This is a genomic window from Protaetiibacter sp. SSC-01, from assembly GCF_014483895.1.
Taxonomy (GTDB): domain Bacteria; phylum Actinomycetota; class Actinomycetes; order Actinomycetales; family Microbacteriaceae; genus Homoserinibacter.
Genome location: NZ_CP059987.1, coordinates 810,384 through 827,515, shown reverse-complemented (window position 1 = coordinate 827,515; position 17,132 = coordinate 810,384). Strand labels below are relative to the sequence as shown.

Genomic DNA, 17,132 nt, shown 5'->3' with positions numbered 1-17,132 from the left:
CCCGCGTGTATAGCGGCTGCTCAATCAGACTCATAGAAGTGCTCCGAGAATAGGGCCAACTGCTCCGGCAGCTCCGTCTCATTGCTTCGGTGCGCTCGGCGAAGAACGCGAGCGATGGCGATTCTTGACGCTGGCGAAGCGAGTTCTAGAAGATCCGCAAGACGGAGTGTCATGCGCCGCTTGCTCCGGTAGCTGTAGACAAAGAATGGCGCGTATATCGGGTGAAGCTGGTAGTTGTACTCCTTCGTCTCGGACGAAACCAGCGCCAGCTTGTCACCGGCGATTCGCTTGAGGCACGAGTGCATCACCGCCGCGTTCAGGAGAGCACTAACCTCCGCCGAGTCCGCGCCATCATCACGAAGGCGGAACTGCGCGACCTCTGGGGTATGTCCGTAGGGGTCCGCTGCAAACACTCCGAACACGCGCCCCAATCCCAACGCCAATCGTGTGAGTTGCGCCCCTCGCACATCAAGGCCTTGGAGCTCCCGGACCATGTTGGATCCCATCTCCATCGCCGCTTCGGTCTGGACGCTTGCCGGCACGGATGCGTCCAGTTGATTGCCATTCGCAACGTGAGACTCAAGCGCAAGCGTGACAACATTTAGCAAGTATCGAATGTTGCCATCAGCGAGATGCGCGATGGTGGACCAGCCTGCGTAGTACTTCTTTAGGCCACTCTTGCCACGTCTGATGGTGAACAACATCGCGTACGAATAGTTCCCCAAACGGACCCGCCATGCGGCTGGTTGAGCGATAGCTTCACTCAGAGCCGCACGCCGGGATGTTCCATCAGACCGCGCCCAGTAGTCGACCAGATACGCCGATAGCGGACTCATTGCGTCGAAGGCCATCAACTCGTCCGGGCCCGCGCCCTCCCCTTCTAGGTGGCGACGAATCTCAGCGTTTCGTTTCTCGACTCCTAGCGCGATGGCTTCCTCTTCCTCGGAGAGATTCGGAAACAACCCGTTCCGGCCGCTTAGAGGCAGAGGCCGGACCCCGGTGTCCGGAAGGCGGCGCTCGCACACCTTTCGCGCAAAATCCTCGAACCCTTGCGCCTTCAACTCTTCAACAACGTCGACAGTCATGAAATCCGCTGGCTCCATAAGGAACTCGTTTGGGCTCAATGTGCTGCGGACACGAAGTCCAGTTTCCCGCGTCCCAATCTTGAAGGTGTAGCCACTGTCCCCGACATGCTTCACAAGGGTGTTCAGGACCTTCTGCTGATAGTCCTCCAGGTTCTCGTACTCATCGATACAAAACGTGTAGAACTTTCCGGCGAGGTCCGGATCAACGTCAAGCGCGCGAAGCAGGTGTTCGATGGGCTTCCCGAGCATTGACAGATTGACGTCGCCTATCTGACCCGCGATCCGATTGATCTCGTGCTCGAAGAGCACGATCTCGTCACGGACTGCCTCGGCGAAGGTGTCGAGATCGCCGGTCTTCGGGAGGCCGAGCGACAGGGCTGCGCGCGACAGCGCGACTGGATCGAAGTAGGTCGGCTGCTCCAACGACGTGGCGCGCCAATTCACAAACTCCAGAACTAGGCGAGTCATCTGTAGGTTGACGAAATGGGCGAACAACCGAATCCAGTCGTCTTCGGTTAGTCTCGTCCCGCGGAAGGCGGCCACAGCATTGGTCTCGACTCGCCAGTAGAACCCGACAGACTCCCATCTGGCGATGTCACTGCCTAGGAACTGATGCTGGCCTTGGTACGCCAGCGCGCGAAGTGCATGGGTCTTCCCGGTTCCACGACCGCCCACCAAGAAGACTGGCTGTTGCCCTCCGAGCTTTTCCCAGTAGCTGGGACGCGTGAAGAACTCGAACAGGCGCTCGCCCAGATACTCCGCCCGGTACAGCCCAACACCCCGGCTAAGAGAAGCGCGAAGCGTGATCTTCTGCTCTTCAGTAAGTTTGCTCACCGTCTGGTCCTTAGCGGAGTCCAGCCCGCTCGCTCCGCCCAGAAAATGGGCAGCGTGAGATCGGGCATTGAATGGTCAAAGGAGATCGCGAGCCCAAAGCCTCGATGTCCATAAGCTTGACTCTCCGACACCCCGATGCGGGCCGACGTTCGGATGATGAAGTCATGCAACTCCGGTCGAAGGTGGTCGGGGACCAGAATCGTCTCCGGATCGCCCGCCCCGTAGACCCGGGGGATCATATGTGCGGGGGAAATCACGACATCGGGCGCCCGAACCGCAATCCTCGAGTAACCCTCTTCCGTGCACAACGCTGGGGCATAGAAGAGCGTTGATCCGCTATTCGCCACAGCGTCCCGCAAGGTGATGCGCTGCCCCCCTACGTCGTATGGCCGGCTCCACGTTTCTAGGAACTGGTCGCCCGATCCCACGATGTCGTCCACGAGCACAATCGGGCGAGAGCCCGCGCCACTAGTCAAGATTGAAACGAGTTGCGACGGATCCACGAGTCGCGACTCTTGAATTCTCAATCGCTGGCGCGCCTGGCGCACGAACACGTAGCCTGACCCACTCGCGGACTCATCATCACCTTCGGGAAATGAAACGAGAACGGCCCCCCGAAAGGCCCGCCACTTAGCCGCGAGGTCCGAGCCCGGCAATGACCGTACAAAGTCCGTTGCTGCCAAGGACGCGAACGCGGATTCGAAAAGCTTGAACGTTTGCTTCTCGCTGAAGTGGATGAAACTGTCCAGCAGGGCGCTCGCGATCCCGAAGTCTCGCGCGTCGTGAAAATTCCCGAGCCACTCGCGTGGCCGGATGTCAAACGGTTGGTCAGGCCAGAGCTGAACTCGCGTGTAGTACGCACGCAAGTCCAGGATTTCGTCGGCTGACATCTATGACCCTGTCCCCTCACACTGAGAATGACTCGACCATAGTGCACTGCCCGTCTGCATGGTGTGGCCTCCGGGCCTTGCTGCCGACCTCCCCGGACCCCGAACCGACCGGGCCGCCTGTCGGCACCCAGGAGCCGACCTGCCGCCGGAGCGGGCCACGCCTGGAAGAGAGCTAGCCGGTATCGGCGCGGAACAGCGCGCTCTACTCCAGCGCCGCGATCGCGTCCGCCGCGAGCTGCACCACGGTGTCCGACGCCGACGCCTCGGGCGTGAAGCCGAGCCGCACCACGACGAGCCCCTCGGAGGGGATCACGATCATCATCTGCCCGTCGTGGCCGTTGGCGGAGAACGCGTCCTCGGGGAGCGACGGCCAGCGCAGCGTCCCGTCGGGCAGCACGTTGGTGCGCCAGCCCATGCCGTAGCCCGGGTCGTCACTCTCGGGGTGGTCGACGAGCGTTAAGCTCGTCTCCATCCAGTCCTCCGGCAGCAGCTGCTCGCCGTTCCACTCGCCCTTCTGCAGCGCGAACTGGCCGATCGCGGCCCAGTCGCGCGGGGTCGCCCAGAGGTAGGACGAGCAGACGGGGGTGCCCGCGGCATCCGGCTCCCACACCGCCGAGGAGAGGCCGAGCGCCTGGAAGATCGTCTGGCGCGGCAGGTCGGTGCCCAGCCCTGTGCGCGAGGCGAGCACCGAGCACAGCACGTTCGTCGAACCGCTCGAGTACTGTTGCACCTCGCCGACGCCGTGCGCGAGCGGCAGCCCCGCGACGTAGGACCCCATGTCGGGCTCGAGGTACAGCATCCGTGTGATGGGCGTGCCGAGGTCGTAGGTCTCGTCCCACTCGAGGCCGGCGTTCATGCGCAGCAGGTTCTCGACGGTGATCGACGCGCGCTCGTCGGTCCACTCGGGGCGCAGCTGGTCGTCGTCGAGCGACACGACGCCCTGCTTCACGAGCATGCCCGTCATGAGCGAAGTGACGCTCTTCGACATCGACCAACCGAGCTGCGGCGTCGACTCGTCGAAGCCGTCGGCGTACCGCTCCCCCACGAGCTCGCCGTCCTTCACGACGACGACGCCGCGGGTTCCGATCAGCTCGACCACCTCATCCGGCTCGCCGACTGCGAAAGCCCGGTCGATCGCGGCCTCGAGCTCGGGGTTCTCGGATGCGACCACGGCATCCGCGAACGGATTGCCGTCCGACGAGACCGCGGTCGGCTCGCCGAGGTCGAGCGGCCCCGAGGCGAGCGTGCATCCGAAGCCCTCGGTGTGGCGCGCCTGCTGCGGCGTGCCGACCCCGAGCACGGATGCCGTGGTCACCCCGCCCACATCGACGGCGAGGTACGGCACGAGCGGGTTGGGCGGCAGGTCGGTCTCGGGGTTCTCGCGACCCGCGAGCTGCGTCACCGCGCACGCGTTGTGCGCGGCGTAGCCCGTGCCGGTCAGGAGCAGCGGGCCCTGCCAGAAGTAGACGCCCGTGAGCGCGACGACGAAGACGAGGACGAGGGATGCGGCGACGATGCCGACCCGACGGAGGAGACGCACGAACCGGATGCTATCCCGTGGCGCCCGCGCGATGCGCCACGCGCGCCGCCCCCACTGGGCAGCCGCCCGACTTCAGCGGATGTGCACCACCCCGGAAGCGTCGACCGTCACCACGAGCGTCTCGATCTTGCGGTTCACGACGCGCACGATCACCACGATGAGCCACAGGCCGCCCGTGATGATCGTGAGGATCGTGTTCCAGAACCAGCCGATGCGCTTCTTGCGCTGCAGGATCCCCTGGTCGCCCGACACGGTGCTCACCGTCCAGCCCTGCGCGGCAAGACGGGCGACCTCGGCGTTCAGGAGCGCGGTGCGTCGCTCGGGCGAGATGGGGGCGGGCACGTCAGGCATGACTCCAGCGTAGGAAGCGGATGCGGTGGGCGCCCTGGGGTTGTCCCCCGGATCCGCCGGGCAGCGCTCCCGGTACTCACTATTGCCAAGTACCGGTACTCAGTGTTACCGTCTACCGGTACTCAGCATCACAGAATAGTGAGGACGTCGATGGGCAAGCAGATGACCGAGATGCTCAAGGGGTTCCTCGAGGGCATGCTCCTCGCGGCGCTCGCCCGCGAACCCGCGCACGGCTACGAGATCACCTCGCGGCTGCGCGACCTCGGGTTCACCGACATCGTCGAGGGCACGGTCTACGCCGTGCTGCTGCGCATCGAGCAGCGCGGCCTCGTCGACGTCGAGAAGGTGCCCTCCGAGAAGGGCCCGCCCCGCAAGGTCTACTCGCTCAACGCCGCGGGACACGACGCGCTCGACGAGTTCTGGACCAACTGGAGCTTCCTCGCGGACCGCCTGGCCGCACTTCACGACGAAGGAGAAAAGCAATGACCGCCCGATGGATCGAAGCCGTCGCCGGCTCCCTTGAGCAGAAGAAGCGCTACAAGCGCTACCGCGAGGGCGTCGAGGCGCTCCCCGAGCCGTACCTCACGACCGCGAAGGCCGTCGACCGCTACCTCATTCAGGCCGGCGGCGTGACCGACGGCGAGACGTTCGTGCGGATGCTCGAGGACCTCCTCGACATCTGGCAGCGCGCGGTCGCCGACGGCACACCCGTCCGCGAGATCGTCGGCGACGACCCCGTCGAGTTCGTCGACACGTTCCGTTCCGCCTACGCGGGCAAGGACTGGACCGAGAAGGAGCGCGCCCGCCTGCGCAAGGCGGTCGACGAGGCCGGCATCGCCGAGGGCGAGCGCCCCGAGGAGGCGGGATCATGACGCGCGGCGACCCCGCCATCCGGGTCCGCGGCCTCGAGAAGGCCTACGGCGAGCTGCAGGTGCTGCGCGGCGTCGACCTCGAGGTCGCGCCCGGCAGCATCCAGGCCCTGCTCGGGTCGAACGGCGCCGGCAAGACGACGCTCGTGCGCATCCTCGCGACGCTCACCGAGGCGGATGCGGGCGAGGCACGCGTCGCCGGGTTCGACGTCGCCACCCAGCCGGGGCGCGTGCGCGAGGCGATCAGCCTCACGGGCCAGTTCGCGGCCGTCGACGAGGTGCTCACGGGACGCGAGAACCTCGCGCTCGTCGCCCGCCTCCGCCGCGAGCGCGACCCCCGGGGCGTCGCCGAGGCCCTGCTCGCGCAGTTCTCACTCACCGACGCCGCCGACCGCCGCGCCGGCACCTACTCCGGCGGCATGCGGCGGCGGCTCGACATCGCCATGAGCCTCATCGGCGACCCGAAGGTCGTGTTCCTCGACGAGCCCACCACCGGGCTCGACCCCGAGGCGCGGATCGAGGTGTGGGATGCCGTGCGCAGCCTCGCGGGGCGCGGCACGACCGTGCTCCTCACCACCCAGTACCTCGAGGAGGCGGAGCAGCTCGCCGACCGCATCGCGATCCTCCACGAGGGCCGCATCATCGTCGACGGCACGCTCCCCGAGCTCGTGAAGCTGCTGCCGCCCGCCGAGGTGCAGTACGTCGAGAAGCAGCCGACGCTCGAGGAGATCTTCTTCGCCGTCGTCGGCGCACGTCAGGAAGGAGCGCGCTCGTGAGCACGCACATCGTCGGCGACACGGTCGTGCTGACCGGCCGCAGCCTCCGCCACATCACGCGCAGCATCGACACGATCGTCACGACGGCGATCACGCCCGTCGGCATCATGCTGCTGTTCGTCTACGTGTTCGGCGGGGCGATCGACACCGGGGGCGTCGCGTACGTCGACTACCTGCTGCCGGGCATCATGCTCATCACGATCGCGTCGGGGGTCGCGTACACCTCGTACCGGCTCTACATGGACCTCTCGAACGGCATCGTCGAGCGCTTCCGCTCGCTGCCGATCGCGCGGTCGGGCGTGCTGTGGGCGCACGTGCTCACGTCGCTCGTGGCGAACCTGCTGTCGCTCGCGCTCGTCGTCGGAGTCGCCCTGCTCATGGGGTTCCGCACCGGCGCGAGCGTGCTCGGCTGGCTCGCCGTGGCCGGCATCCTCGTGCTCTTCACGCTTGCGCTCACGTGGGTCGCCGTCGTCGCGGGGCTCGCCGCGAGCTCGGCCGAGGGGGCGGGGGCGTTCTCCTACCCGCTCATCTTCCTGCCGTTCGTGAGCTCGGCGTTCGTGCCGACCGAGACGATGCCGGGGCCTGTGCGGTGGTTCGCCGAGAACCAGCCCGTCACGTCGATCGTCGACAGCATCCGGGCGATCTTCGCGGGCACGCCCGTCGGCACCGACCTGTGGGTCGCGCTCGCGTGGTGCCTCGGGATCCTCGTGGTGGCGATCGTCGCGGCGGGGCTCGTGTACCGGAGGCGGATGGCGCGGTAGCCGGGCGCGGTGGAAGGGTTCGCCTCCGCCGCTACGGGCGCAGCAGCACCTTGATGGCGCGGCGCTCGTCCATCGCGGCGTAGGCCTCCGCCACCTCGCTCATCGGCAGCTCGAGGTCGAACACGAGGCCCGGCTGCAGGCGGCCGTCCCACACCTCGGGCAGCAGCTCCTCGACGTAGTTGCGCACGGGCGCCACTCCCCCGCGCACGCCGACGTTCGTATCGAACATGCGGCGCACGGGCAGCTCGGGTCCGCCGTTCGGCACGCCCACGAAGCCCACCTGGCCGCCGGGGCGGGCGGAGCGCAGCGCCTGGTCCATCGACTCGGCGGTTCCCACGCACTCGAGCACGACATCCGCTCCCACCCCGTCGAAGAGCTCGCGGATGCGGGCGACGCCCTCCTTGCCCCGCTCCTCCACGATGTCGGTCGCGCCGAAGCGGCGGCCGAGCTGCTGGCGGTCGGCATGGCGCGACATGAGCACGATGCGCTCGGCGCCGAGGCGCGCGGAGGCGAGCACGGCACACAGCCCGACGGCGCCGTCGCCCACGACGACGACGTTCTTACCGGGACCGGCGCCGCCCGAGACGGCGGCGTGGTGGCCCGTGCCCATGACGTCGGCGAGGGTCAGCAGGTGCGGCACGAGCGCGTCGTCGGGCATCGCGGGCGTCGCGACGAGCGAACCGTCGGCGTGCGGCACGCGGATGCGCTCGCCCTGCCCGCCGTCGGCGAACGCGCCCATCCGGTCGTCGGAGCCCCACCATCCGCCGTTCAGGCACGACGTCGAGAACCCGTTGCGACAGTTCACGCACTCCATGTCGCAGTCGTAGAACGGGGCGATCACGAAGTCGCCGACCTTGATACGGCTGACCTCCGACCCGACCTGCTCGACGACGCCGACGAACTCGTGCCCGATGCGGTGCGGCTCGTGGGTCGGCGTGACGCCGCGGTACGGCCACAGGTCCGAGCCGCACACGCACGCTGCCACCACGCGCACGATGGCGTCGCCGCCGGTGGAGAGCACGGGGTCGGGGACCTCTTCGAAACGGATGTCACCGGGTGCGTGGATGAGCGTCGCGTGCATGCTCCGAGGCTACGCGGGCGCGGGATGACGGCGCACGACCTCAGAAATGCACGAGATTCTCGTGGGTGGGCCCGGCATCCGGCTCCGAGTCCTCCGCGGCGGGGCTTTCTCCTGCATTTCTGAGGTGCGCGGGGTGACATTCGCGCTGGGGCTCTCGGAATGAGGACGGGATGCGTCCGCATCGACTCGTAGCGTCGTGGTCAGAGAGCAAAGGAGCCAGCCATGGACTATCGGATCGAACTCGTGGGCGTGCCCGTCTCAGACGCGGACCGTTCGAAGGCGTTCTACGGCGATCAGCTCGGCTGGCCCGTCGACCACGACGTTGTCGTGAACGAGAACCTGCGCTTCATCCAGGTGACCCCGCCCGGCTCCGCGTGCTCGATCGCGTTCGGCGTCGGCCTCGGCGACATGGAACCCGGCTCGCTGCGCGCGCTCCAGGTGGTCGTGTCGAACGCGGATGAGGCGCTCGCCGACCTGCGCGCCCGCGGTGTCGAGGCGCAGGGCGTCGACGAGCAGCCGTGGGGTCGTTTCGTCTACTTCGCCGACCCCGACGGCAACACATGGTCGGTGCAGGAGCTGCCGAAGCGCGACGACGCGGCCTGAGTCGGGCGCCGAGCGTCGGAACTACAGGCCGGATGCGGGGGTTGGGCCCCGCGAATCCGTGGCAGCCCCGGATCGGGCCTGTAGTTCCGACCCGAGACGCGTCAGAGCGCGCGCAGGCGCGGCGCGAGGTCGCGCTCGAAGAGCTCCATGAAGCGGCGCTGGTCGTGGCCGGGCGCGTGGAACACCAGGTGGTTCATGCCCCAGTCGATGTACTGCTTGATCTCGGCGACCACCTTGTCGGGGTCGTTGCCGACGATCCAGCGCGACGCGATCTTCTCGATCGGCAGCGCATCCGCCGCCCGCTCCATCTCGACCGGGTCGGTGATGTCGTGCTTCTGCTCCTTCGAGAGCGCGAGCGGCGCCCAGAAGCGCGTATTCTCGAGCGCGGTGTCGTAGTCGGTGTCGTACGAGACCTTGATCTCGAGCATGCGGTCGACGTCGTCGGATGCGCGGCCCGCCTTCTCGATGCCCTCCTCGACCGCGGGGATGAGCTGGTCCTGGTAGAGCTCGGCGCCCTTGCCCGAGGTGCAGATGAAGCCGTCGCCCGCGCGGCCGGCGTAGCGAGCCACGAGGGGGCCGCCTGCGGCGATGTACACGGGGATGGGGGTCTCGGGGCGGTCGTAGATGGACGCGTCGACGGTCTGGTAGTACTCGCCCTCGAAGTTGACGCGGTCGCCGGTCCAGAGCGCGCGCATGAGGTCGACCGACTCGCGGAGGCGCGCGAAACGCTCCTTGAACTCCGGCCACTCGCCGCGCCATCCGGTGGCGATCTCGTTGAGGGCCTCGCCCGAGCCGACGCCGAGGAAGATGCGTCCGGGGTAGAGCACGCCCATCGTCGCGAACGCCTGCGCGACGACGGCCGGGTTGTAGCGGAACGTCGGCGTCATGACGCTCGTGCCGATGAGCACGTTCGAGGTGCGCTCGCCGACGGCCGTCATCCACGCGAGCGAGAAAGGCGCGTGACCGCCCTCGTGCCGCCACGGCTGGAAGTGGTCGGAGGTGGTCACCGACTCGAAGCCGTGCCCCTCCGCGGCCACCGCGAACTCCACGAGGTCACGCGGGGCGAACTGCTCGGCCGAAGCCTTGTATCCGAGTCGAAGCGCACGAGTCATGAGTCCATTCTGCTCGTGGACATTTCCAGAAGCTTTCGCGCGGGCCTCCGCGCGGCCCCGGATAGCGTGGAGCCGTGGGCAGGGAGACGAGCGACGAGCACTACGTGCTCGACCTGTGCGACGCGGCGCTCGGCGCCACGGGGCTGCGGCAGCACCGCTTCGAGTGGCTGCGCGGAGACGTCTCCCCCACCTCCGGCCGGGCAGTGCGACTCCCCGTCGACGCCTACTGGCCCGAGCTCGGGCTCGTCGTCGAGTTCCGCGAGTCGCAGCACTTCCAGCCGACGCCGTTCTTCGACAAGCCCGACCGGCTGACCGTCTCGGGCGTGCACCGCGGCGAGCAGCGCCGCCGCTACGACGAGCGCCGCGACGCGCTCATCCCCGAGCACGGCCTGCGGCTCGTCGTGATCCGCACCGACGACTTCGAGATGCGCGGCAGGCGCATCCGCCGGCAACCCCGGGATGCCGAGGTCGTCGCGTGGCTCGTCTCGGCGGCCGCTACGGGGTGATGCTGTCGACGTAGGCGTGCGCCTCGGCGAGGAGCGCGCTCCACTCGGCGTCGGACGCCGCATCCGGCATCACGACCCACTCGCGCAGCTCGCGGCCGCGCATGACCATGCGCTCGACCGCGCCGTCGGCGACGAGCTCGTCGGCGCGCGCCTCGGGCACCTTCACCATGAGCCCGCCGTCGTGCGGCACGACGGCGAAGATCTTGCCCCGGATGCCGAGGCCGTCGGTCGAGAACATGCGACCCCAGCTCACCCCCTCGCGCTCGAGGAAGGGCTGCGCGAGCCGCTCGAGCCGGGCCCGGGCGAGATCCGCAGCCGCACGCTCCGCATCCGTCACCATGCGGGAAGTGTGCCACCCTCTGCCGACAACGCAGAAGGCGCGGCCGCCCGGAGGGCGCCGCGCCTTCTCGCGCAGGGGGTCACGCGGCTGTCGCGTGCGACGTCGCCCAGTCGAGCGCGTACTCGGCGACCTCCTCCCAGCCGTCCTGGGACACGATGCGGTGCGTGCGTCCCGGGAACTCGCGGTAGTCGATCACCGCGGGGCTGCCGGACTCGCGGTACTTCTTGACGATCGCGCGACCCACGGCCGGCGGCACGACGCGGTCGTGCTCGGCGGTGATGATGAGCAGCGGAGCGCGGTCGGTGCGCCCGTAGTCGACGTGGCTCACCCCGCCCTTCTCGTTGAAGGCGCCCGCGACGCCCTCGAAGAACACCCGGTTGTACGACGGCACGGCCTGCTGCTCCCAGATCTCGTCGGATGCGGCCCGCGGGAGGTCGTTGCCGAACGTGAAGTGGAAGTGCGACTTCGAGATGGGCGTCGTGCCGTTCTTGCGGAACGGGTTCGACAGCACCGGGAAGCCGGAGCGCGCGGTCGACGGCGGCAGGGTCGTGATGCCCGCCGGCTGGCCGGGGGTCACGCCGACGTACGCCACGCCGAGCCCGCGGTCGGCGAGCATCTGCGTGAGCAGGCCGCCGAACGAGTGCCCCATGATGATGGGCTTCTCGGGCAGCGCCCGGATGATGCGCTCGTAGTGGTCGGCGATCTCCTTCAGGCCGATGCCGGCGAGCGCCTCGGGGTTGCGGCGGATGTCGTCGACCTCGCGGTCGTCGATCCCGGGCCAGCCCGGGCGGATCACCTGGTGCCCGCGGGCCTCGAAGTAGGCGGCCCAGGTGTCCCAGCTCTTCGGGGTCATCCAGAGCCCGTGGACGAGGACGATGGGGGTCTTGGTGGCGGTCATGACTTCTTCTCCTTGGTTTGACGATCGCTTTGTAGAACGATCGTTCTTTCTTGTTGATGCGAAGGTAGGCGCGCAACGACCCGATGTCAAGCAAAAAGAGAAAGATCGTTCTATCATTTTTCGCATGGCCCGTTCCGAACCCCGCGAGCGCCTGCTGCGCACCGCATCCGAGCTCTTCTACCGCGAGGGCATCCACGCCGTGGGCGTCGACCGGATCGTGAGCGAGGCGGCCGTCACGCGCGCCACCTTCTACCGGCACTTCCCCGGCAAAGAGGACCTCGTCGAGGCCTACCTCGACGTCGAGGACGCCCACATCCGCGCCGCCTTCGCCGAGGCCGAGGCGAGCACCGACAATGCCGTCGCCCGGCTCGAGCTCGTGATCGAGGGGCTCGCGGCCGACGTCGCCCGCAACCACACCCGCGGCTGCCCCTTCATCAACGCCTCGGCCGAGTACCCGGATGCGGCGAGCCCCGTGCGCGAGGCCGTCGCCCGGCACCGCGAGTGGTTCCGCTCCACCCTCACGGCGCTCCTCGCGGATGCCGGCACGGCGGATCCGGAGCTCGCGGCCGGCGAGCTCGTGCTGCTGCGCGACGCCGCGATGGTCGGCGGCTATCTCGACGGCTGGGACCGCGTGCGGCCCGCCTTCGTGGCCGCCGCGCGCCGCGCCGCGGGTCTCGACTGAGCTCCACCCATTTCGGGGGCTAGAACCGAGGCGTCCCGGTCGATGACGGTATAGGTATGGAGTCGAGTGCCGCGCCCGCCGCCGGGTGGTTTCCCGACCCCGGCGACCCCTCGGCCGAGCGCTGGTGGTCGGGCAGCTCGTGGACCGAGCACACCCGTCAGCCGCTCGGCGCCGAGGTGCCCGCGGCGTTCGCCCCGCACGTCGCGACCCTCGTCGAGGAGCGCCCCGAGCCGCAGCCCGAGCCGGAACCCTTCGTCTTCTCGATGACGCCCACGACCGAGCCCGTGACCGCGGATGTCGCGGCCCGCGAGTTCGCGCCCGTCGCGGTTGCGCCCGCAGCGGTTGCGCCCGCGGCGGTTCCCGAAGTCGCTCCGGAAACCGAGTTCGCCCCCGCCCCCGAGCCCGCGCCGGTCGCGGTGGCCGAGCCCGCAGCGTCCGCAGTGGCAGACCCGCTGCCTCCCATGCCCTCGCTGACCCCGCCGTGGCTGACCCCGGACCCCGAACCCGTGGCCGCCACCGCGCCACAGGCTGCCGCGTCTCCTTTCACCCTCACGCCCACCTCGGTTGCTTCGTCGGCCGAGCCCGTTGCGCCCGTCGCCGCAGCCGTCGAGGCCCCGCTGCCCGCCGTCGCGCCCGAGGCCACAGCCTTCGTCGCACCCGTGGCGCCCGCGCCGGACGGCTTTGCGATGCCGAGCGAGCCCGCCCATCAGGCCGCGCCCGCATCCGAGCTCGTCACACCGGCCCCGACTGGTGCTCCGGCAGCGCCCGAGTTCGGGGCGCCCGCCGTACAGGCAGCCCCGAACTTCACCGCCCCCGGTCCGGTCGCACCTACCGCGCCGGAGTTCGCCGCGCCGGCCGTCCCAGCCGCTGCAACGCCCGCTGCGGTCGCCGCCGCGCCCGCGGCCCCGGCCCCGGCGCCGGCTCCCGCGCCAGCCCCGGCACCCACCGCACCGACGCCCGAATACGCTGCCCCCGCATCCGGCTTCACCCTCCCCTCAGCCCCCGCCGCCCCGACCCTCCCCGTCGAGAGCGCCGCAGCCGCAGGCTTCGTGCTGCCGGCCGCGCCCGTCGCGGCGCTCACCGCCGAGGACCTCCAGCCCCGCGCCGGCAAGCACGCGGATGCCGCGCCCGAGCCCGCCGTGCCCGCCCCGGCGCTCCCGGCCGTGCGTCCCGTCGGCTTCACGGCATCCGCCGACCCCGAGATCGCGAACCGCTACCGCACGGTCATCCACCAGGCCGATCAGGCCGAGGCACCCGCGATGCCGGCAGCCCCCGCCCCCGCCGCGCCCGTGAGCACCCTGCCGTCGGCGACCATGACGAGCGGACGCCCGCCGTTCACGCCCGCCTACTCGCCGTTCCCCGCCACGAACAAGGCCGCCGACATCGCGTTCCGCACGGGCCTCGGCGCCGCGCTCGGCGTCGTGGTCGGCTTCGTGCTGCGCATGCTCGACATCATCGACCTCGCGGGCGGCCTCATGAGCCTCGGCGCGTGGGTGTCGGGCGTCGTCGCGATCATCTCGGGCATCGTCGGCCTCGTCGCCGCGCGACGCCGCCAGGTCGGGTTCGGCAAGTCGCTCGCGGGCCTGCTGATGGGCGTGTTCGTCTCGGTGCTCGTGCCGGTCGGCGCGGTGCTGTTCGCCGTGCTGCTGCTCGGTTCGCTCGGCTTCTTCGCCTGATCCCCACTCCCGCCATCACGGGTGGGGCGGATGCGTCAGCGCGGCTGCTCGAGGAAGTCCGCCACCACGCGCGGCACGTACGGCGAGACGTCGCCGCCGAGCGACGCGACCTGCCGAACGAGCGAGCTCGACACGTGGGCGTGCGCGGGGTCGGGCAGCATGAAGATCGTCTCGACCTTCGCGAGGTTGCGGTTGACGATCGCCATGGGCGTCTCGTAGGCCACGTCGACCTGCGAGCGGATGCCCTTCACGAGCACGCTCGCCCCGACATCCGTGCAGTAGTCGACGAGCAGGCCGACGCTCCAGCTCGTGACGAGGATCTGGCCCGGGATGCGCGCCTCGGCCACCGACTCCTGGATGAGCGACACCCGCTGCGCGATCGGCAGCAGCGCCGACTTGTCGGGGTTGTGCACCACGAGCACGTGGATCTCGTCGAAGATGCGGGCTGCGCGCTCGATCACATCGAGGTGCCCGAGGGTGACGGGGTCGAAGGATCCGGGAACGACGGCGATCCTGGTCATGCCCTCGATGCTATCGGGCGAGCGTGACCGTTTCGTTATTGGTCACGCGTCGGGCTGGGACCGCTCCCATGATGTGTTCAGCCACGCCTTGCGAGGATGATGGATATATCAGGCCCGTTTCGTTCCACACTCGCGGCACGGTGGCCGGATGGGGGAACAGCCGGACGACGAGTGGGCGTCGTTCGCGCGCGAGTTCGGCATCCGGCTGCACCGTGCGCGGATCGAGGCCGCCCTCACGCAGGAGGAACTCGCCTACGCCGCGGGCCTCACGCGCTCGCACTACCAGCAGCTCGAGAAGGGGCTCTCCCGCCCCGGCGTTCCCGCGAACCCCTCGCTCAAGACGATCGTCGGGCTCGCGCGCGTGCTCGGCGTGCCGCTCGAGGCGCTCGTGCCGCCGTTCGACGTGCGTGAGCAGGGGGCGCGGAAGGCCGTCTAGGCCTTGCCGAGGAAGGCGCGCTCCGACTCGTCGAAGCGGCGCGCCACGGCCTCGCGGAGCGCCTCGTGCGCGACGAGCGCGGGGTCGGCATCCAGCAGGCCCTGCGCGAGGTCGCGCGCCTCGGCGATGAGGTCGGCGTCCTCGATGACGCGCAGGAGCTTGAGCGACGAACGGCGCCCCGACTGGGTGCCGCCGAGCACGTCGCCCTCGCGCCGCAGCTCGAGGTCGGCCTGCGCGAGCTCGAAGCCGTCGAGGGTCGAGGCGACGGCGTCGACGCGCTCGCGGGCGAGCGTGCCCTGCTCGGCGCGCGTCACGAAGAGCGCGATGCCGGGCACGCCGCCGCGGCCGACGCGGCCGCGCAGCTGGTGCAGCTGCGCGACACCGAAACGGTCGGCGTCGAGCACGATCATGGTCGAGGCGTTCGGCACGTCGACGCCGACCTCGATGACCGTCGTCGCGACGAGCACGTCGATGTCGCCCGCCGCGAAGGCCCGCATCGTGCGGTCCTTCTCCTCCCCCGACATCCGCCCGTGCAGCGGCTCGATGCGGCGGTCGCGCAGCGACGGATGCGTGCGCAGCCGGGCCAGCGTCTCGACGACGGATGCGGGCGGCGGCGCGTCGGGCTCGGCATCCGTCTCGAGCGCCGCGTCCTCCTCGACCGAGTCGCCGGATGCCGCGACCTCGATCGCGGGGCACACGACGAAGCCCTGCCGCCCCTGCTCGAGCTCCTCGGCGAGGCGCTGCCACACGCGCGCCTCCCAGTTCGGGTGGTCGGCGAGCGGCACGACGAACGACTCGATGGGCGCGCGGCCCGCGGGCAGGCTGCGCAGCGTCGAGACGTCGAGGTCGCCGAACACCGTCATCGCGACCGTGCGCGGGATGGGCGTGGCGCTCAGCACGAGCACGTGCGGCGCCTGCCCCTTGAGCCGGATGGCCTCGCGCTGCTCGACGCCGAAGCGGTGCTGCTCGTCGACGACCACGAGTCCGAGGTCGGCGAAGGTCACGTTGTCGCCGAGCAGCGCGTGCGTGCCGACGACGATCGCCGCTCCCCCGGATGCCGCGGCCAGCATCGCCTTGCGCCTCTCGGCCGCGGGCAGCTGGCCCGTCAGCAGCGTGACCCGCAGTCGCGCCGCGAGGTCGGGCCCGAGCATCGACACGATCGAGCGCAGGTGCTGTCCCGCGAGCACCTCCGTCGGCGCGAGGAACGCCGACTGCCCGCCCGACTCCGCGACCGCGAGCATCGCCCGCAACGCGACGAGCGTCTTGCCCGAGCCCACCTCGCCCTGCACGAGCCGGTTCATGGGCGTGCCGTCGAGCAGCTCCGCCTCGATCTCGGCGCCGACGGCGCGCTGGTCATCGGTGAGCGGCCACGGCAGCGACGCCTCGAACGCCTCCGAGAGCGCCCCCGGGATGCGCGGCGGGCCGGAGACCGCCCGGCGCTCGGCGCGCTGCCCGAGCAGCGCGAGCTGCAGCACGAGCGCCTCCTGGAACCGCAGGGCGTCGCGCGCGTGCCGCCAGTCGGCATCCGTCTCGGGGCGGTGCACCTTGACGATCGCGTCGCGGAAGCCCATGAGCCCACGGGAGGCGCGCACCTCATCCGGAACCGGGTCGCGCAGCGGCGGCAGCACGTCGAGCACCGTCTCGATGCACTTCTGCAGCTTCCAGCTCGGGAAGCTCGCGGTGGCCGGGTAGAGCGGCACGGGGGTCTCGGCCCAGCGGCGCGCCTGCTCGGCGTCCATGGTGGCGGCCTCGTCGGCGTCGAAGAGCTCGTAGTCGGGGTGGGTGAGCTGGCGGGTGCCGCGGTAGGCGCCGATCTTGCCCGAGAAGATGCCGCGCACGCCCGGCCGCAGCTCGTTCTTGCGGAACGACTGGTTGAAGAACGTGAGCGTCAGAGAGCCGAGTCCGTCGCTGATGGTCGCCTCGAGGATCGAGCCGCGGCGGTTCTGCATGCGCCGCTCCGAGACGCTACGCACCTCGGCGACGATCGTCACGGGCTCGTCGATGCGCAGCTCGCTCAGCGCGGTGAGCTCGCCGCGCCGGGCGTAGCGCCGCGGGTAGTGGGCCAGCAGATCGCCGACCGTGCGCATGCCGAACGACTTCTCGAGCACCTGCGCCGTGCGGCCGCCGAGCGCCGACGAGAGCTTCTGGTCGAGCGGCGAGTCCACGTTCCG

At 69.7% G+C, this 17,132-nt stretch carries 19 protein-coding genes; 9 read left to right on the top strand and 10 right to left on the bottom strand.

Annotated features, from left to right (window positions below; genetic code table 11):
• Nucleotides 1–20 precede the first annotated feature (20 nt).
• The 4 genes from H4J02_RS03870 to H4J02_RS03855 form a co-directional block, all read right to left on the bottom strand.
• Nucleotides 21–1,919, bottom strand: coding sequence for a hypothetical protein (locus tag H4J02_RS03870; RefSeq protein WP_187675800.1), 1,899 nt, complete (start codon nt 1,917–1,919; stop codon nt 21–23).
• Nucleotides 1,916–2,809 (bottom strand): hypothetical protein, encoded by an 894-nt coding sequence (locus H4J02_RS03865; protein ID WP_187675799.1) that lies wholly within the window; start codon nt 2,807–2,809, stop codon nt 1,916–1,918. The genes H4J02_RS03870 and H4J02_RS03865 overlap by 4 nt, the downstream gene beginning before the upstream one ends.
• Nucleotides 2,810–3,011: 202 nt before the next feature.
• Nucleotides 3,012–4,349, bottom strand: a complete 1,338-nt coding sequence (locus H4J02_RS03860) for a serine hydrolase (protein WP_262406204.1) — start codon at nt 4,347–4,349, stop codon at nt 3,012–3,014.
• A 72-nt stretch (nt 4,350–4,421) separates the two neighbouring features.
• On the bottom strand, nt 4,422–4,700 hold the full coding sequence (locus tag H4J02_RS03855; protein ID WP_187675798.1) for a hypothetical protein: 279 nt from the start codon (nt 4,698–4,700) through the stop codon (nt 4,422–4,424).
• Between the two features lie 150 nt (nt 4,701–4,850).
• Here H4J02_RS03855 and H4J02_RS03850 point away from each other — a divergent pair, with 150 nt between their 5' ends.
• From H4J02_RS03850 to H4J02_RS03835, 4 genes are read left to right on the top strand one after another with little or no spacing between them, the layout of a single operon-like run.
• Complete coding sequence (locus H4J02_RS03850; RefSeq protein WP_187675797.1) at nt 4,851–5,186, top strand: PadR family transcriptional regulator; 336 nt, start codon at nt 4,851–4,853, stop codon at nt 5,184–5,186.
• Nucleotides 5,183–5,572: a DUF1048 domain-containing protein gene (locus H4J02_RS03845; RefSeq protein ID WP_187675796.1), complete on the top strand. Its 390-nt coding sequence runs from the start codon at nt 5,183–5,185 to the stop codon at nt 5,570–5,572. Before H4J02_RS03850 ends, H4J02_RS03845 begins: the two co-directional genes overlap by 4 nt.
• Nucleotides 5,569–6,345 (top strand): ABC transporter ATP-binding protein, encoded by a 777-nt coding sequence (locus H4J02_RS03840; RefSeq protein ID WP_187675795.1) that lies wholly within the window; start codon nt 5,569–5,571, stop codon nt 6,343–6,345. Before H4J02_RS03845 ends, H4J02_RS03840 begins: the two co-directional genes overlap by 4 nt.
• Nucleotides 6,342–7,106 (top strand): ABC transporter permease, encoded by a 765-nt coding sequence (locus tag H4J02_RS03835; RefSeq protein WP_187675794.1) that lies wholly within the window; start codon nt 6,342–6,344, stop codon nt 7,104–7,106. The genes H4J02_RS03840 and H4J02_RS03835 overlap by 4 nt, the downstream gene beginning before the upstream one ends.
• Nucleotides 7,107–7,137: 31 nt before the next feature.
• Here H4J02_RS03835 and H4J02_RS03830 read toward each other — a convergent pair whose 3' ends face one another.
• Nucleotides 7,138–8,187 carry a zinc-dependent alcohol dehydrogenase family protein gene (locus H4J02_RS03830; protein WP_187675793.1) on the bottom strand — a complete coding sequence of 350 codons (1,050 nt, stop codon included), beginning with the start codon at nt 8,185–8,187 and terminating at the stop codon, nt 7,138–7,140.
• A gap of 222 nt (nt 8,188–8,409) precedes the next feature.
• Between H4J02_RS03830 and H4J02_RS03825 the strand changes: the two genes are divergently transcribed.
• A complete protein-coding gene (locus H4J02_RS03825) occupies nt 8,410–8,790 on the top strand; it encodes a glyoxalase superfamily protein (RefSeq protein WP_187675792.1) in 381 nt (126 codons plus the stop codon).
• A 101-nt stretch (nt 8,791–8,891) separates the two neighbouring features.
• On the opposite strand, the gene fgd is transcribed toward H4J02_RS03825, so the two are convergent.
• Nucleotides 8,892–9,902 (bottom strand): glucose-6-phosphate dehydrogenase (coenzyme-F420), encoded by a 1,011-nt coding sequence (gene fgd, locus H4J02_RS03820; RefSeq protein ID WP_187675791.1) that lies wholly within the window; start codon nt 9,900–9,902, stop codon nt 8,892–8,894.
• Between the two features lie 74 nt (nt 9,903–9,976).
• On the opposite strand from fgd, the gene H4J02_RS03815 reads away from it, so the two are divergent.
• Nucleotides 9,977–10,408 carry a hypothetical protein gene (locus H4J02_RS03815; protein WP_187675790.1) on the top strand — a complete coding sequence of 144 codons (432 nt, stop codon included), beginning with the start codon at nt 9,977–9,979 and terminating at the stop codon, nt 10,406–10,408.
• Here H4J02_RS03815 and H4J02_RS03810 read toward each other — a convergent pair.
• Together H4J02_RS03810 and H4J02_RS03805 are read right to left on the bottom strand one after the other, a co-directional pair.
• The gene (locus H4J02_RS03810) at nt 10,398–10,748 is read right to left on the bottom strand and encodes a TfoX/Sxy family protein (protein ID WP_262406203.1); all 351 of its coding nucleotides are present in this window, start codon (nt 10,746–10,748) and stop codon (nt 10,398–10,400) included. The two genes, H4J02_RS03815 and H4J02_RS03810, sit on opposite strands and share 11 nt — an antisense overlap.
• 79 nt (nt 10,749–10,827) lie before the next feature.
• Nucleotides 10,828–11,646, bottom strand: a complete 819-nt coding sequence (locus H4J02_RS03805) for a carboxylesterase (protein ID WP_187675789.1) — start codon at nt 11,644–11,646, stop codon at nt 10,828–10,830.
• 124 nt (nt 11,647–11,770) lie between these two features.
• Here H4J02_RS03805 and H4J02_RS03800 point away from each other — a divergent pair, with 124 nt between their 5' ends.
• Nucleotides 11,771–12,328, top strand: a complete 558-nt coding sequence (locus H4J02_RS03800; RefSeq protein ID WP_187675788.1) for a TetR/AcrR family transcriptional regulator — start codon at nt 11,771–11,773, stop codon at nt 12,326–12,328.
• Between the two features lie 56 nt (nt 12,329–12,384).
• Nucleotides 12,385–14,004 (top strand): DUF2510 domain-containing protein, encoded by a 1,620-nt coding sequence (locus H4J02_RS03795; RefSeq protein ID WP_187675787.1) that lies wholly within the window; start codon nt 12,385–12,387, stop codon nt 14,002–14,004.
• Nucleotides 14,005–14,039: 35 nt separating this feature from the next.
• Here H4J02_RS03795 and coaD read toward each other — a convergent pair whose 3' ends face one another.
• Nucleotides 14,040–14,525, bottom strand: a complete 486-nt coding sequence (gene coaD / locus H4J02_RS03790; protein WP_187675786.1) for a pantetheine-phosphate adenylyltransferase — start codon at nt 14,523–14,525, stop codon at nt 14,040–14,042.
• Nucleotides 14,526–14,673: 148 nt separating this feature from the next.
• Between coaD and H4J02_RS03785 the strand changes: the two genes are divergently transcribed.
• On the top strand, nt 14,674–14,961 hold the full coding sequence (locus H4J02_RS03785) for a helix-turn-helix transcriptional regulator (RefSeq protein WP_187675785.1): 288 nt from the start codon (nt 14,674–14,676) through the stop codon (nt 14,959–14,961).
• On the opposite strand, the gene H4J02_RS03780 is transcribed toward H4J02_RS03785, so the two are convergent.
• Nucleotides 14,958–17,126, bottom strand: a complete 2,169-nt coding sequence (locus H4J02_RS03780) for an ATP-dependent DNA helicase RecG (protein WP_187675784.1) — start codon at nt 17,124–17,126, stop codon at nt 14,958–14,960. The two genes, H4J02_RS03785 and H4J02_RS03780, sit on opposite strands and share 4 nt — an antisense overlap.
• Between the last annotated feature and the right edge of the window lie 6 nt (nt 17,127–17,132).

What these genes read in the sequence shown, in the direction of transcription:
- H4J02_RS03865 (WP_187675799.1), bottom strand. Translation starts at nt 2,809, where the DNA reads ATGTCAGCCGACGAAATCCTGGACTTGCGTGCGTACTACACGCGAGTT.
- H4J02_RS03855 (WP_187675798.1), bottom strand. Translation starts at nt 4,700, where the DNA reads ATGCCTGACGTGCCCGCCCCCATCTCGCCCGAGCGACGCACCGCGCTC.
- H4J02_RS03850 (WP_187675797.1), top strand. Translation starts at nt 4,851, where the DNA reads ATGGGCAAGCAGATGACCGAGATGCTCAAGGGGTTCCTCGAGGGCATG.
- H4J02_RS03845 (WP_187675796.1), top strand. Translation starts at nt 5,183, where the DNA reads ATGACCGCCCGATGGATCGAAGCCGTCGCCGGCTCCCTTGAGCAGAAG.
- H4J02_RS03840 (WP_187675795.1), top strand. Translation starts at nt 5,569, where the DNA reads ATGACGCGCGGCGACCCCGCCATCCGGGTCCGCGGCCTCGAGAAGGCC.
- H4J02_RS03830 (WP_187675793.1), bottom strand. Translation starts at nt 8,187, where the DNA reads ATGCACGCGACGCTCATCCACGCACCCGGTGACATCCGTTTCGAAGAG.
- H4J02_RS03825 (WP_187675792.1), top strand. Translation starts at nt 8,410, where the DNA reads ATGGACTATCGGATCGAACTCGTGGGCGTGCCCGTCTCAGACGCGGAC.
- fgd (WP_187675791.1), bottom strand. Translation starts at nt 9,902, where the DNA reads ATGACTCGTGCGCTTCGACTCGGATACAAGGCTTCGGCCGAGCAGTTC.
- H4J02_RS03810 (WP_262406203.1), bottom strand. Translation starts at nt 10,748, where the DNA reads ATGGTGACGGATGCGGAGCGTGCGGCTGCGGATCTCGCCCGGGCCCGG.
- H4J02_RS03805 (WP_187675789.1), bottom strand. Translation starts at nt 11,646, where the DNA reads ATGACCGCCACCAAGACCCCCATCGTCCTCGTCCACGGGCTCTGGATG.
- H4J02_RS03800 (WP_187675788.1), top strand. Translation starts at nt 11,771, where the DNA reads ATGGCCCGTTCCGAACCCCGCGAGCGCCTGCTGCGCACCGCATCCGAG.
- H4J02_RS03795 (WP_187675787.1), top strand. Translation starts at nt 12,385, where the DNA reads ATGGAGTCGAGTGCCGCGCCCGCCGCCGGGTGGTTTCCCGACCCCGGC.
- coaD (WP_187675786.1), bottom strand. Translation starts at nt 14,525, where the DNA reads ATGACCAGGATCGCCGTCGTTCCCGGATCCTTCGACCCCGTCACCCTC.
- H4J02_RS03785 (WP_187675785.1), top strand. Translation starts at nt 14,674, where the DNA reads ATGGGGGAACAGCCGGACGACGAGTGGGCGTCGTTCGCGCGCGAGTTC.